The organism is Marinobacter changyiensis, assembly GCF_009193265.1.
GTDB classification, from domain to species: Bacteria; Pseudomonadota; Gammaproteobacteria; order Pseudomonadales; family Oleiphilaceae; genus Marinobacter; species Marinobacter changyiensis.
Genome location: NZ_VZZZ01000002.1, coordinates 463,851 through 478,671, shown reverse-complemented (window position 1 = coordinate 478,671; position 14,821 = coordinate 463,851). Strand labels below are relative to the sequence as shown.

The following is a 14,821-nucleotide window of genomic DNA, read 5'->3' as shown; positions in this document are numbered from 1 at the left end:
TTGGCTGTCTGTTCGGTGCAGTTATTTGTCAGACCCGGGCGTATGGCCCGACACAATGGCTGGTGCAACGGTGGTCGGGTCCACCCGCACGCCATACCAATTGATGCGCCAGTCGAGGTGGGGCCCGGTTGAACGGCCGGTACTGCCTACCCGTCCAATCACATCACCCTGCTCAATCCGCTGGCCCGGCTCAACCTCAAAACCATCCAGATGCAAAAAGGTGGAGCTTACGCCGTAACCGTGATCAATAATGAGGGTTCCGCCGGAATAGAACAAATCCGGTTCCGCCATTGTAACCATGCCGGCGGCTGGTGCGATCACCGGGGAGCCTTTGGGCGCGGCTATATCAACGCCGTAATGGGGTGAACGCGGCTCACCGTTGTAAACCCGCTGGCTACCATAAACACCGCTGATACGACCCTCTGCGGGCCAGATAAACGGCTGCAGGAAGCCCCTCAGATCTGAGTCCGTCGCCCGGACGTCCCGCACCCTGGCCGCTTCACGACGAATCCGGGCGAGGTGTTCTTCCGACGGCGTCACGGTACGGGACGGCACCCCGTTGACCCGCTGAATATCATAGTCCCGCTGGGCAAGCGTCAATTCACGTACCTGCTCGTTGCCGCCCGGCGCTGCAATCCGCACCTGCTGGTTCGGCTCGGCATCGCGGCCAAAACCCAATACAAACCGGCCATCACCGGTGACCCGAACGGGCCGATCATTGAGCCAGACCTGGCTGCCAGGCTCGGCATCACCGAACAACAAGCCACCCTGGACCAGGTTGCCCTCAAATTCCAGCGCCATGGTCGGCCAACTGATAGCCAGCCCGGCCATTAGCCCAAGCACAGAACGCCTAGTGAATTGAAGGGTCTTTATTATCGCCATGCCCATGCTCCTCCCGCTCGCGCTCGCGCATCTTGTCCAACCGCTGCTGAATCACGCCGAACACACTCTGCTTCGGGTAGCGGCCGTTGCCATCCATCTTGCCTGCCGGTTGACCCAACAACAATGTAATGGCCTCTTCTGCAGTACTTACACTGTAAACTGCAAACTGGCCGTTGCGCACCGCATCCACCAGCTCACTTTCAAGCATCAGGTTCTGCACATTGGTATGCGGCACAATAACCCCCTGAGTACCGGTCATGCCGGTCAGACGACAGGTTTCAAAGAAGCCTTCGATTTTTTCATTGGCGCCGCCAATAGGCTGCACTTCACCAAACTGATTGACTGAACCGGTGATCGCAAGATCCTGCCGTACCGCAAAGCCCGACAACGCCGATACCAGCGCACAGAGCTCTGCGAGCGAGGCACTATCGCCATCAACTTCGCCATAATTCTGCTCGAAGGTCAGGCTTGCGGACAGGTGCATTGGCTCGGTGGCAGCGAAATGGGATGACAACCAGGAAGTCAGGATCATCACACCTTTGGAATGGATATTGCCGCCCAGCTTGACGTCTCGCTCGATATCGATGACATCGCCGTCGCCATAGTAACAAATGGCGGTGATCCGGTTGGAAAGACCAAACTCGAAGCCGCCAGTAGACAGCACCGACAAAGCATTAACCTGTCCCACCCGAACACCGGTAGTAGTCACAAGCGTGGTGCCATCGCGAATCGAGTCATAAAACTGATCGCGAATCCGGCTACTGCGGTAACGGGCGCTGGCCAGGGCCTGCTCCACATGAGTCGCCTGAATCAGTCTTGCCCCAGCCTGGCGGGCCCAGTAATCCGACTCCCGGAGCAGGTTGGCTATATCTGCCGCATGCAGGGACAGCCGGTCCTGATGCTCCGCCATGCGGGAACTGTGCTCGATCACCCTCGCGACCGCTTTCTGGTGGCAATGGAGCAGCTTCTTTTCTATCACCAGGCTGGCGATAAACTTCGCGTACAGCAGCTGGCTCTCCGAGGTGCGCATCATTTCGTTTTCAAAATCAGCGGTAACCCGGAAGAGCTCGGCGAACTCCGGGTCGTATTCCTGCAGCAACATCCAGGTTTCACGGTCACCAAACAGCACCAGTTTTACGTCCAGCGGAATCGGCTCAGGCTCCAGCGATATGGTGCCGGAAAGCGTGAGTTCCCGCTCCAGGGAGTTGATCTGGATAGTATGGGAGCGCAGCGCGCGCTTCAGTCCGTCCCATACAAACGGTTGCTCCAGCATCTTGTTGGCATCCATCAGCAGGTAGCCACCGTTGGCTTTGTGCAGGCTGCCGGGGCGGATCAGTGAGAAATCGGTAAACACCGTGCCCTTGTAGGTGACATTTTCAACGTAACCAAAAAGGTTGTGATAGTTAGGATTGTCCTCCACTACCAGCGGCACCTCTTTGTTTTTATGATTGACCATCAGGTTGATCTGGTAACGACGAGGCATCTTCTTGTCCAGCGAGGCATAGGCGATCGCTGCCTGCTCTTCGTTGTCTTCCAGGAAAATTTCCAGGCTGTCTTCGAGGTCTTTTCTGACCGCATCAAGATGGGCCGTCACCTCTGGCTCGGTCTGATATTTGGCAATCAGCTCATCAATCTGGTGGCCGGCAATGCTTTCCAGCGTTTCCTGGTTTAAGGCCTGCTGTTTATCGACGTACTCCTGTTCCCATTCAGCCAGTTTTCTCAGTGCCTGCCGGAGTTTCTTTTCAAGCTTGTCGATAATTTCTTCGAATTTGTCCCGTTGTTCCTGGGTCAGCTTTTTGAAGGTTTCCACGGTGTGCGGCTCATCACCGTTCATCGCAACCAACCGGTAGCCACCGGGAGTAGTTACGGTGAGGCTGACTTTTTTCCGTCGCGCCTGAGCCGCCACCTTCTCAAGCTCGTCTTCCTGCTTTTTGCCATATTCGTTCTTGAGCTGCTCTGCACGCTCAAGAAAACTATCACTGTCGAAGGTTTGAGGGATCACCTTCATCAGACGACTCATCAGCCGGTCAATGTCCTGCTTCAGAGCCTGTCCCATACCCGCTGGCAAACGCAGGATCTTCGGCACGCGGGGTTCTTCAAAATTGGCGACATAGCACCAGTCATGACTCTTATGTTCGGTGTCGGCATGATGTTCCAGATAACGCAGCATCATGGTGCTCTTGCCGAGGCCGTTACGACCCACCGCGTAGACATTATATCCACCGTGAGGCATGGCTAGTGCAAACCGCACTGCTTCCTGGGCACGGTGCTGGCCAACGATTTCTGCCAGGGGTTCGAGCTGGCGGGTGGTCTTGAACGGAAAATCTTTGAGAACACAGGCTTTGTAAAGCTGATTCAGGGACAGTGACTTCAAGGTTCGGTCCTGTAACGGTGAGAACATGGCAATAGATAAAGGGAACGAAATGAAAAAGAGCTTCCCGAGCCGGCCATTGTAGAACCTGACACCCGCCCTGTCGCCATGTTGGCTCAAGTTTTGCGGTAAACTGCCGTTAGCTATACTGGATGATAGCGGGCCGACAGAAAGTTAGCGGCCGGAAACGCGAGGGTTTACAACGCCTATGGATATTTTCCGAACTCACACTGTACCTCTGACGTCACTGGACAAGCCCAAGTCCGGCAATACCCAGCGCACGCCGGTTGCCGAAGGTATCAAGGCGCTGCCGCGCGAGCATGACAGCGACCGCCGGTACCAGCCTGATCGCCGGCGACGCCAGGAAGAATTTGACGGCGCTGATCGGCGCAAGCGAAGAACCCGGCGCAGCCCGAGTCTGCTCCATCCCCGGACCGGCGAAGCAACGCCTCTCGAAGATCGCCGGGGCCGGCTGGTGAGCACCAGGGCCTGATCGCGCCCCACGCATGCTATCAAGGCTCACGCCCACTCAGGCCGCGTTGGTCAGAATAGGCCCGCATCGAGACTGGCCGCCATATAAAGCCCGAGCTCTTCACATTGGGTTTCGAAGTCATCCTGATACTCACCACGGCAGAGCAAGGGCTCCTGCACCGTTCGCCACCGCAAACCTGTGGTAATCGACTCGATGGCTCGGCGGGTGCCAGTGCCGTCGTGTCCGGCCCGAATATAGAATGTGAAAGGCAAGCCTTGGGTTTTCTCCAGGCAGGGGTAGTAGCTGCGATCGAAGAAGTCTTTTAACGCCCCGCTCATATAACCGAGATTTTCGGTGGTACCGAGGATAATGGCATCGCAGGCGAGCACGTCCTCCGGACCTGCTTCCAGCGGCGCCAGCACAGTCACTTCCACGGCCTCGATGTCCGGATTGTTTGCGCCCCGCTCAACCGCTTCTCGTAGCTTGAGGGTGTTCGGGGAAGGCGCATGGGCGACGATGAGCAGTTTCTTGCGAGTATCCATGAGAACAAGCCTTTCTTACTGTATTCCCGCCAGTCTAGCAGCTGAAGGCCAAGCAACTTTAGTCTGCAGCCGGAGCAGACTGTTAATGAGGTGCCTGGCCGGGGTGGGGGAGGTCTTTTCCGGACACGCTGCAAGTACGTCCCTGTAAGCTTGTTTCCGGCCATCCATGGCCTCCAACAGTCCGGAAAAGACCTCCCCCACCCCGCTCGACTAGACATGTGCGGTAGACGCTTATCACTAAAAATTTTATGCGTTCTGATTAAAGTGTTCTGTAACCGAAAAAGCTGGCGCATTGGCCAGCTTTAAAATGGTAGAGATTTGATCGCCTTTCAGGGCTGGATAGCCAAGTCAGTTCAGATCAGCTCCCCAGTCTCTTCGATAGCTTCTTCTACTGGCTCAGACCCTTTCTTGACAGGCTTGGGCATCAGCTTTTCACGGATCTTGGCTTCAATTTCTCGGGCAAGGTCCAGATTTTCTTCAAGGAACTTGCAGGCATTGGCTTTGCCCTGGCCGATTTTGTCACCGTTGTAGGCATACCAAGCGCCGGACTTATCAACGAAGCCTTCCTTCACACCCATGTCCAGCACTTCGGCCATGCGGTAGATGCCCTTGCCGTACATAATCTGGAATTCCGCCTGTTTGAACGGCGGCGCCACCTTGTTCTTGACCACTTTGACGCGGGTTTCGTTACCAATCACTTCATCGCCGTCCTTGACCGCGCCGATGCGGCGGATGTCCAGACGTACCGAGCAATAGAACTTGAGTGCGTTACCGCCGGTGGTGGTTTCCGGGCTGCCGAACATGACACCAATTTTCATGCGGATCTGGTTGATAAAAATCATCAGGCAATTGGCGTTCTTGACGTTGCCATTCAGCTTTCGCAGGGCCTGAGACATCAGGCGGGCCTGAAGACCCACGTGAGAGTCGCCCATTTCACCTTCAATTTCAGCTTTTGGCGTCAATGCGGCAACCGAATCCACGATGATGATATCCACCGCGTTGGAGCGCACCAGCATGTCGCAAATTTCCAATGCCTGCTCGCCGGTGTCGGGCTGGGATACCAGCAGGTCGTCAACGTTCACGCCCAGCTTTTCAGCATACTGGGGATCAAGGGCGTGCTCGGCATCAACGAAGGCACAGGTTTTACCCTGTTTCTGAGCTTCGGCAATAACCTGCAACGTCAGCGTGGTTTTACCGGAGCTTTCAGGGCCGTAGATTTCACAGATCCGGCCGTAAGGCAGGCCGCCAATACCAAGAGCAACGTCCAGGCCAAGAGAACCGGTGGAAACGGACGGGATCGCCTCGCGGGGATGATCGCCCATCTTCATGATGGCGCCCTTGCCAAATTGACGCTCGATTTGCCCAAGCGCTGCGGTCAGTGCTTTTTTACGGTTGTCTTCCATTGCTGCCATACCTTCTTCACCTGTGCCGCCCTGTGGCGTTTTTGGAGCCGAACCGGATAACGTCTCGACGCCATCCAGGTAATTAACTGTATATTTGACCAGTATTAAAACATAACCTTCGAGGGAGACCAACCCCTGTTCGAGGATTATTCCAGAAAGCGTTGCAAACCTTCCAGAGCACATAAAACGGCTTGCCTTCTGACTGCGTCCCGGTCACCTTCGAACAGCCGGACAACCGCTTCCGCGGCACTCTGGCTCCGCCCCCAGGCGAACCAGACGGTACCCACGGGCTTGTCTTCACTGCCCCCAGCGGGGCCTGCAACTCCACTGATCGCCACCGCTACATCAGCGCCGGTTACCGCCAGGGCGCCCGCCACCATCTCAAGGACGACAGCTTCACTGACGGCGCCGTGCCGTTCCAGGCTGCTCTCGTTGACGCCGAGCAGCCCGCGCTTGGCGTCATTACTGTAGGTAACGATACCGCTGTGGACATACGCAGACGAGCCAGACCGGTCGGTCAGCACCTTGGCAACCCACCCCCCGGTGCAACTTTCAGCTGTGGTTATCATCAGGCCCTGCCGTTCGAGCAAGTCCGCCAATCTGGTACCGGCTTCTGCCAATTGCGTGTCTGTTACCGGCATAATGTTCTCCTCCATTTCATCCGAGGCGTTATTTTCTTACACTCCCGACCACATCACCACGGCAAGTTCTCAGTAACGGGGCGAGCTGAACCTGCTATTCAGCAGGCGCTGAAAAAATGCCTGCGAATCGGGATGGGCGATAAAGTGCCTGTAGGCTTTCACCGTAAAGACCTCCGGGTCCAGCTGAAGAAAAATTCGGTTGATCTCCCTCTCATTCTGGAACGCCGGATTACCGAACAGCACGAGCAGCTGCTGCCGGAGTGCCACGGGAAGGGTCGCGAGCTGCACCACGTAGGCGATGTATTCATGGGTCTCAAGCGAAGGCTTCGGCAGCCGGAAGTTTGCTTGGGCCACCGCGTGGGCTACCTCGTGCGCCTCACCCCACACCTCCTCCTATTCGCAACCTCGCCCACCTGGAACACACGATCTCCTTCCATTCATTTGAGAGAAACCCGACTCTAATGGCTGACGTCATGCACTGACTCCTGAGGATAGCATCCTGACGCTTGCCGCAGGGACACGACGACAGGAGCGTCCCTGCCTGCATTTGTTAACTATCTATTCGCCTGATTTAAAGCAATATTACCACCTACGTCGGTTTCCGGTTTCATTTGACCACGACATCTCCTGCCAAGCACGCCCAAGACCACTCAATAATAACCCGCTATACTCAGGCTCCTGGCTTCCATAATAAAGTGGCTCCGCGCGCATGGCAGATCCCCAAAAACCGATCCGAATCCTTCACATAACCTTCAACATGGGCTTCGGTGGCACAGAACAGGTAATTCGCCAACTCGTTACCAATCTCAATCCGGCGAAATTCCAGTGCGAAATTGCCTGTATTGACGGAGAAGTTGGCGCCATAGGCCAAACTCTGGAAGCCGAACATGGTATAAAAATCCACGCCAGACAAAGAGCCCCGGGCCTCGACCTGAAAACGATCCTCTGGCTAAGACGACTCATAAAAAACGGCAACTTCGATATCGTCCACTGCCATCAATACTCCCCCTATACCTATGGTTGGTTTACTCACTGGGGTACAGGAGCACGGATAGTCTTCACTGAACACGGCCGCTTTCATCCGGACCAACACCGAAAGAAGGCAAGGTTTATCAACCCGATCATTGCCCACACATCCCACAAACTGATTGCCATATCCGCCGCAACAAGGGACGCACTGGTTGAATACGAATACCTGCCTAAAGACAAAATTGAGGTTATCTACAACGGTATCGCCCCCCTTACCGTGAACGAGGAAAAGCGGGAAACCCTGAAAAAGGAACTCGGCTTAAAACCAGAGGAAACCGTCATCGGCACTGTGGCAAGACTGGATGCCGTGAAAAACCAGGCGCTCATGCTGAAAACGACCCGAGCCCTACTCGATCGGAATTATAACGTTCGACTCCTTCTCGTTGGGGACGGCCCAGAGCGCGGAAACCTGGAAGCATTGGCAGCCGAATTAGAACTCGGGGAGTCAGTGATCTTTACAGGCTTTCAATCACAACCTGCCGACTTCCTCAGCTTGATGGACATCTTTTTGCTGCCCTCTTTCACCGAGGGCACCTCGATGACACTCCTTGAAGCCATGAGCCTAGGCATCCCCACGGTTGCAACCCGCGTTGGCGGCACACCCGAAATTGTAGCCGACGGAGAAACGGGGGTTTTAGTTGAAAGTGACGACCTGGATGAATTTTTCAGCGGACTAAAAATGTTGATGGACGAACCAGCAAAGCTTGACCAAATGGCGCGCCAGGCAAAAAGGCGATTCGAGGAAAGATTCTCAGTAGAAAAAATGGTTAAACAGTACGAGCAATGCTACGAAACGAGAGTAACCCGTTAAATCAAGGCTACGTTATTCGTACTGGGCCAGATTGCTGAGAGATTTCCCGAACTTATAAAGAAACTTTCTGATCATGGAAACGAAATCGCCTCTCATGGTTACTGTTACCAAATTAGCTATTATCAGTCACGGGAGGTTTTTCGGGATGGTCAGCGAGAGCTATAATGCCTAAGAGCCGGATAAAACCGTCCTGCGCTGTGACCAAATGACCCGCTTAGCCTAGGCAAAGGACAGGAACAGACGATGTATCTTGATTTTTTTGGTTTACACAGGCACCCGTTCCGCATCACTCCTGAAGACGACTTTATCTATATGAGCCAGCAGCATTCCCGGGCTTATGTGTACATGTCTTCCGCCATTTGGAGCTCGGAAGGGTTTGTTGTCATCAGCGGGGAAATCGGTTCCGGCAAAACCACCCTGCTGAAGAAAACCATACGGAATCTTGAAGGCGACCTTAAGCTTCTCAACATCTCTTACACCAACCTTGAGTCCAAGGATCTTTTTGGCCTTATTTTGCGCAAAGCCGGTCTCGAGGTCGAAACGGACAGCAAGGTGGCGATGCTGTTTCAGATTACCGAGTATTTAGAGCTAATGGCGGCGGCAGGTACCCCAGTTGTGCTTGCGATCGACGAGGCACAGAACCTGACCCGGGAAAATCTCGAAGACATTAGGATGTTGATAGGAATGGAGAGCATGGGCGGGCCGTCCATGAGAGTCATTTTGCTGGGACAGCCCGAGTTAAAACAGTCAGTTAGCTCAATCCCTCAACTCTGCCAGCGTGTAAAGCTTTTTTTCCACCTCGAGGGTCTTACTGCTGCAGAAACCGCGGAGTACGTTGATTACCGCTTGCTGGTTTCTGGGCATGGCGGAAACAAACTGTTCGACGATGAAACAGTCAAAGAAATTTATAAGATGAGTAAAGGTATTCCAAGGCTCATTAACAAGCTTTGTGACGGATTGATGATGTGTGCTTACTCAGAAGATCGTCCTTTTATCGATCCCTACGATCTTCAAGGCATCCGGAAAGATCTTTTAGGTGAGGATGTTCCAGACGAGACTTCAAAACCACAAACAAGCAATAAGAGAGACCAACCACCTGAGATCCGAAACAGGGTGGAAGCCAACGAATCGTCAGGTTCAACCGAAACTCTCAGGAGGATTGCTGAAGCGCTTGAAAGCATTGATAGCCGACTGGCTCAAATGGTGCCGGAGAAAAAACACCTCACGGACCGACCCGGGGCTACAAATAGTGTGAAGCCATTATCCCCTGGACAAAAATAAAGCGAGCCACGGCACAACTTCAAATAAATGACGAAGATATAATCCACCGAAGACTGGCATTACAAAGTGTCAATGTTAGGTTAAGAATCAGGAGTGCTACTCGTGGCCCGGCAATGTTCGCGAGATGATCAACAGAGTGAAGCGGGCTGCCCTTTATTATAACCTGGCAAACAAATACCGAATCGAAACCTCAGCTGAAACGGATGAAGTGTAGCTGTCGACGGTCATGAGAACGTCTACCTGGAATGTTTAAGGGAGTAAAACAATAATGAAACCATGGAAACAGACATCCCACCCTCTGCCCCGCCTGTTTTTGCTCAGCGCCCTTGCCTTGCCGTTACCATTTCTGGCGGGGTGCAATAATCAATCAGACTCATCGGAAGCAACCTCGCACATAACACGTGCCGATACCTATGCCAACCAGGGACAATACCGGTCTGCGCTGCTGGAAGTTCAGAATGCGATGCAGTCTGATCCGGATAACGTGGGGCACATTGTGCGGCTCGCCGAGCTCTATCTGACGATTGGTGCTTTTGAACGCGCATCAAAGCTTCTCGAACCCTGGCTGGCAGATCACCCCCGGGAAGTTGCGCTTCTGCTGGCGAGAGCCTACGTGGAGCGAGGAAAGCAACTATCAGCAACAGAAACGCTGGAAGCTTTCTCGCCGGATTCCCCGGAAGATCAGCTTGAGGCCTCCCTGATACGCGCAGAAGCAATGAGAATCGCGGGAGCATCCACAGAAGCACTGTCGCGTTACCGAAACCTCGCGGACAGCCATGGCGCAAGCATAGAGGCAGTGACCGGAGTAGCAAGAAGCCACCTTGATTTGAAGCAGACCGGTCAGGCTATTGAAACGCTGGACGAATGGACGGCAAAAAACGGTCCAGAGGCGGAAGTACTTTACTGGAAAGGCGTTGCCCAGTATCGGGAAAACCAGCTTGAAATTGCCTCTGAGACGCTTACAGAGGCAGTAAGCGAATTACCAACGTCCGACATATTCTTGCCTATCCGGCGTGACCTCCTCTCCACCCTCTCCAGAGTGCTCACGGAACAGGGCAAAATTACAGAAGCTCAGATCTACAACCGAATTCTCGCGGAAAACCTCAACACCGATGCAGCTGAACAGGGTAGAGCGGCCATCGTCGCCATCCAGGATGGCAATATTGAGGAGGCCAAGACCATCCTGCGCGATGTGCTCAAGCTGGATCCGGATAACGAGCAGGTAGCCCTGATGCTTGGCGTATTTTCTGCCCGTACAGGAGAGCTTGAAGAGGGCAGCCGCCTTCTCACCGAGAATCTGGACCCTGAAACCACCCCCACCGAATTCATTCGCGCCGCAACCATGGCCCGGATTGACGCCGGTGAACGAGAAGATGCCCTGAAGACTCTCGAGCGGGCAATCAAGGCGCGACCGAATGACAACGAGCTTTTGGCCATCCATGGCATTCTCGCCCTGAGCCTTCCTGATTATGAGGAAGCCGGGGTCACAAGCCTGAACAGAGCCATTAGCAACGAACCGGAGCGGGTACGTCTGCGGCTCGCCCTGGCCCAGTACCATATTGGCAACGATCAACCTGAACAGGCACTGGGCCAACTTCGAATGGCCTTTACCGCCAATCCGGCGGATTGGGACACAACGGCAACCTATCTGAACCTGCTTATCCAACAGGAAGAAACCTCCGAAGTCATTGAAATCCGGGACTCACTACTGAACGGATATGGGGAAGAACCCTCCGCGTTACTCTTGGCAAGCATGGCAGACGCGCATTTGGGCAATATTGACACTGCCAGGAAGCGCCTCGAGACGCTGGTGAGAGAAAATCCGCAGTTACAACCTCCCAAAACTGCCCTGGCTATGATCTATGCTCAAGCCGGCCAGAACGACGAGGCGGTGAAGACATTGGTCGATGCCGCCAGGATAACGCCGGAGGCGATTCATCCGCTTCAGCAAGCCGGTCAAATTTACGCTCAGGACCATTCGACACAGGAAGTTGAACAATGGCTTGGTAAAGTTGGGCAGGAGAATCCCGAGCTCAAGATGAATACTGATGCCCTCGCGGCGCAGAGCAAAATTCGCCAGGGTAATCTGGTTGAGGCCCGTTCCCTTCTTGACGAATGGAAATACTCAGAATCGGCCGTTATTCGAAGCACCATTGGACAACTGTTGCGCGCCGAGGCTCAGGTAGCAGCGAACTCCGCCGACTACGCAATCGCACGCGCAAAAGCGGCCGAAGCCATTGCACTGGAACCGGCGAATCTCGGGCTCGCCCTTCTGCCGGTAGGTATTTATCAGATGGAAGGCAAGCTGGAGGAGGCGGTTTCTGCCCTCGATGCAGTTGAAGAAACCTTTGGCAATGAAAGCGCTGTTGTACTGTCCCGGGCAACTCTCCGCAGGCAACGGGAGGGTAACAATTCAGCCTATGATTATCTTCTGAAACAATGGCAGACCTCCCGGGATACCGACCTGATGCCCTCTCTCATTGGACTTGCAAAAACAGAAGCCCCCGAAACCCTGAATGAACTCACCAACCACTGGCTACAGGCGACGCCAGACAGCGTGGCCGCACACATGGCCAGAGCCGACTGGCTGATGACCAACAAACAGGAGATTGTCGCCAGTAATCACTACGAGCAGGTTATTGCCCGGCAACCCGACAACATCGCCGCGCTTAACAATCTCGCCTGGCTGCTGCGCGAAGACAACCCCACTCGAGCCCTTGAGCTTGCCAATCGCGCCAGCGAATTGGCACCGGAAAATCCGGCCGTGCTGGATACTTATGGCTGGATTCTGCACCTTTCTGGCAAGCATTCCGAAGCGAAGAAGGCCCTTGAAAGAGCCCTAACCCTGGCCCCGGACAACGCCGAGATCCAGGCTCATCTCGAGACCGTTAGACAGGTGATGTAAAAAACCCGACATAACACTATACAAAGCCAAACATCGAGGCCGGGGAAAACAGCATTCCCCGGCTTCTTTCATTAATATGTCGAACTTTTTTACACGTACAGTTAAGCGATTTATAGTTTATTAAGTAAAATCATCTACTTACGACTATGGAACGATTTTCGCATAGGTAAAAAAAGAAGATCGGAGTAGTTCCCGATCAGGAGCCAAACCATTCGCGAGGGTGGGGCTGAAAGCTACGGGTCTCTAGGAGATAGCCGGGCGGCACGGAATGCGATCTCTTTTCTATGGAGAAAAAATGAAACTTTATACTCAAGCGCTGCTTGGCGCAGCACTAGTTGGCTTTACGGCCGCTGCGGCAGCCCTGCCGATATCAGGGGGGGGCAGCTTCGTAGCAAATGCTCCGAACTCTGGATATGATGCCAACTCGGTCACGTTCGGAACTAGTCCTAATCCCAGTGGAGATAACGCCCAAATCAAGGCAACCTCTGGTAATTATGCCAACTTGTTTGCATTTAACGACACAGTTGAGTTTTACGATTTTATCTACAATCCTTACAGCGGAACAAAGAAAATATGGGACGGTTCTGGTTCCCTTAATCCCACGAATATGCAGTTTTTCTTGAAAAACGTTTCATCAGGCAGCTTAAATTCTTCTACTAACCAGTTCATCATTTCGGGTACTGGATTTATTAGAGGTGGTACCCTTGGTGATGGAGTAGATGTAATGTGGAGTTTCACTGGAAACCAAGCCACCCGGAACAACTTCTCTTGGTCTGCTTCAATCTCAGTTCCTGAGCCCGGCACACTCGTCCTTTTGGGCATTGGCCTTGCCGGCCTTGGCGTAGCCCGTCGTCGTCAGAGAGCCTGATTCCGACCGGGAATTGAAAAAAGCCAGCGCCAGCTGGCTTTTTTATGCATTTTGATTTTCCGCAAACCAGATACACAGTATGCTTCGTGAAACACCGAAGTCTGGCGGGTAAAAGATGTTAAGGCAGACATTAGACAACCTCACCTACTCCAAGCCCTACCTGATTGTTACCGCGGTCGCCGTGGTGATCTTCTTTCCTACCTGGTACCGGCTCACAGGAATCTGGCTGGAGTTTGAACAGGTACTTGCACACGGCCTCGCTACCGCTGTTATATTTCTCGGCCTGCTGCTGATTCACCCTCCAAAACCGTCCGTATCTGGCCGCACCATCAGGCGCCCCTACACGGTTACAGGCTCAATATTTCTGATTGGAGTGACTCTCGCATGGGGGGTACTGGAACTGGTACGGATCGATACCCTTGCCTTCCTGATGCTTCCAGTGAGCATCGTTGCCGTGTCGTGGGCTTTGCTGGGTTTACACCGAACTCTGAGCTTTCTGCCCTACGTACTGCTCCTGGCACTTTCCCTGCCCTTCTGGGCGGACATAGTGCCAGGCCTGGTGGCGTTAGCCAGTGTTGTTGTCGGAGAGGGAGTTCGCTGGTTCGGAATGACCGCCCTGATAGAAGGGAGCACCATCACCCTACCGTACGGACGACTTCTCATTGAAGATGGCTGCTCGGGTATCCGCTACTTCGCTGTTTCGATTCTTTTGGCAACGATGGCTTCAATACTGAATGATTATCGCTGGAAAGGCTGGGTAATTGCGGTGGCAGTGGCCATGCTGATCGGGCTGATTGCCAACTGGGTAAGGATAACCATCCTGGTTGTTGTCGCTTACGAAACCAACATGCAGAGTGAGCTCCTTACCGATCACGAAGCGATGGGCTGGCTGGTTTTCGGCGGCTTTATTCTGCCCGCACTCTACTTTTCGCCAGGACGTAAACGATCTCAGCTTCCGGTGGGAACAACCACCACAGTTACAGTACCGAAAACCGGCATAGCGGCCGTCATAATTGCGTTTCTGATCGGCCCCGGGGCACTGCTTCTTGCAAAAACCTCATCCGGCCAGTCATCTCCGTGGACACTTGAACTTTCCGGCTTCCAGGAAACTCGCGCCGATACCAGTTTGCCATTACCCCTGTCGCTCCCGGGCGTGCTGACAAACCGGACCTGGAGGTCAGGCAATACCTGGGTATCCCTTGCTCAGAGTCAGAAAGCGGATTCCGACGGAAAAATCGTGCCCTACATTCCTGAAATGTTCGAAAGATCCACCTGGCAAGTCGAGGAGCAACTAGAGGCAGGCTCCCGGGTCTACCGCAATATCCTCACGAGAGATCAGGTGCTGATGGCCCAGTGGTATCGGGTAGGTTCAAAAAGTAGCGAGAGCTACCGAGAGGCAAAGCTGTTACAGATCCCCGCCACGCTCACAGGAGAGAGCCGGTTTGCGCTGGTGACAATACAGATTCCGTGCAGTAGAGGAAACTGCAACGATGCCTCTGCCAAGCTGGAGAATATCAGGGCAGCTGTCAGCTCTCAGCTATGAACCACGATCGTTGGCACCCATACACGTTCATTCCGAGAGTGCTGCCACCCACTGGATTTCGTCCTACAGTAAC

At 53.9% G+C, this 14,821-nt stretch carries 13 protein-coding genes; 7 read left to right on the top strand and 6 right to left on the bottom strand.

Annotated features, from left to right (window positions below; genetic code table 11):
- Positions 1-21 precede the first annotated feature (21 nt).
- Together F6Y09_RS07910 and F6Y09_RS07905 are read right to left on the bottom strand one after the other, a co-directional pair.
- Positions 22-882 (bottom strand): M23 family metallopeptidase, encoded by an 861-nt coding sequence (locus F6Y09_RS07910; protein ID WP_152206364.1) that lies wholly within the window; start codon positions 880-882, stop codon positions 22-24.
- Complete coding sequence (locus F6Y09_RS07905) at positions 851-3,256, bottom strand: Lon protease family protein (RefSeq protein WP_152206363.1); 2,406 nt, start codon at positions 3,254-3,256, stop codon at positions 851-853. Before F6Y09_RS07905 ends, F6Y09_RS07910 begins: the two co-directional genes overlap by 32 nt.
- Before the next feature lie 205 nt (positions 3,257-3,461).
- On the opposite strand from F6Y09_RS07905, the gene F6Y09_RS07900 reads away from it, so the two are divergent.
- Complete coding sequence (locus F6Y09_RS07900) at positions 3,462-3,746, top strand: hypothetical protein (RefSeq protein WP_152206362.1); 285 nt, start codon at positions 3,462-3,464, stop codon at positions 3,744-3,746.
- A 50-nt stretch (positions 3,747-3,796) separates the two neighbouring features.
- Here F6Y09_RS07900 and F6Y09_RS07895 read toward each other — a convergent pair whose 3' ends face one another.
- The 4 genes from F6Y09_RS07895 to F6Y09_RS07880 all read right to left on the bottom strand — a co-directional run bounded on the left by F6Y09_RS07895 (position 3,797) and on the right by F6Y09_RS07880 (position 6,698).
- Positions 3,797-4,267 (bottom strand): flavodoxin family protein, encoded by a 471-nt coding sequence (locus F6Y09_RS07895; protein ID WP_152206361.1) that lies wholly within the window; start codon positions 4,265-4,267, stop codon positions 3,797-3,799.
- Between the two features lie 353 nt (positions 4,268-4,620).
- On the bottom strand, positions 4,621-5,670 hold the full coding sequence (recA, locus tag F6Y09_RS07890) for a recombinase RecA (protein ID WP_152206548.1): 1,050 nt from the start codon (positions 5,668-5,670) through the stop codon (positions 4,621-4,623).
- Between the two features lie 146 nt (positions 5,671-5,816).
- Entirely contained in the window at positions 5,817-6,311 is a 495-nt protein-coding gene (locus F6Y09_RS07885) for a nicotinamide-nucleotide amidohydrolase family protein (RefSeq protein ID WP_152206360.1), read from the bottom strand.
- A gap of 69 nt (positions 6,312-6,380) precedes the next feature.
- Complete coding sequence (locus F6Y09_RS07880; protein ID WP_343031083.1) at positions 6,381-6,698, bottom strand: DUF6639 family protein; 318 nt, start codon at positions 6,696-6,698, stop codon at positions 6,381-6,383.
- A gap of 322 nt (positions 6,699-7,020) precedes the next feature.
- Here F6Y09_RS07880 and F6Y09_RS07875 point away from each other — a divergent pair, with 322 nt between their 5' ends.
- The 6 genes from F6Y09_RS07875 (at position 7,021) to F6Y09_RS07850 (ending at position 14,748) form a co-directional block, all read left to right on the top strand.
- Positions 7,021-8,151: a glycosyltransferase gene (locus F6Y09_RS07875; protein WP_152206358.1), complete on the top strand. Its 1,131-nt coding sequence runs from the start codon at positions 7,021-7,023 to the stop codon at positions 8,149-8,151.
- A complete protein-coding gene (locus F6Y09_RS07870) occupies positions 8,152-8,316 on the top strand; it encodes a polysaccharide deacetylase family protein (RefSeq protein ID WP_152206547.1) in 165 nt (54 codons plus the stop codon).
- Positions 8,317-8,394: 78 nt separating this feature from the next.
- Positions 8,395-9,432 (top strand): ExeA family protein, encoded by a 1,038-nt coding sequence (locus tag F6Y09_RS07865; protein WP_152206357.1) that lies wholly within the window; start codon positions 8,395-8,397, stop codon positions 9,430-9,432.
- A 268-nt stretch (positions 9,433-9,700) separates the two neighbouring features.
- Positions 9,701-12,337: a tetratricopeptide repeat protein gene (locus F6Y09_RS07860; protein ID WP_152206356.1), complete on the top strand. Its 2,637-nt coding sequence runs from the start codon at positions 9,701-9,703 to the stop codon at positions 12,335-12,337.
- A 295-nt stretch (positions 12,338-12,632) separates the two neighbouring features.
- Positions 12,633-13,205 carry a PEP-CTERM sorting domain-containing protein gene (locus tag F6Y09_RS20525; protein WP_246180398.1) on the top strand — a complete coding sequence of 191 codons (573 nt, stop codon included), beginning with the start codon at positions 12,633-12,635 and terminating at the stop codon, positions 13,203-13,205.
- A gap of 115 nt (positions 13,206-13,320) precedes the next feature.
- Positions 13,321-14,748 (top strand): exosortase/archaeosortase family protein, encoded by a 1,428-nt coding sequence (locus F6Y09_RS07850; RefSeq protein WP_152206355.1) that lies wholly within the window; start codon positions 13,321-13,323, stop codon positions 14,746-14,748.
- Positions 14,749-14,821: the final 73 nt, after the last annotated feature.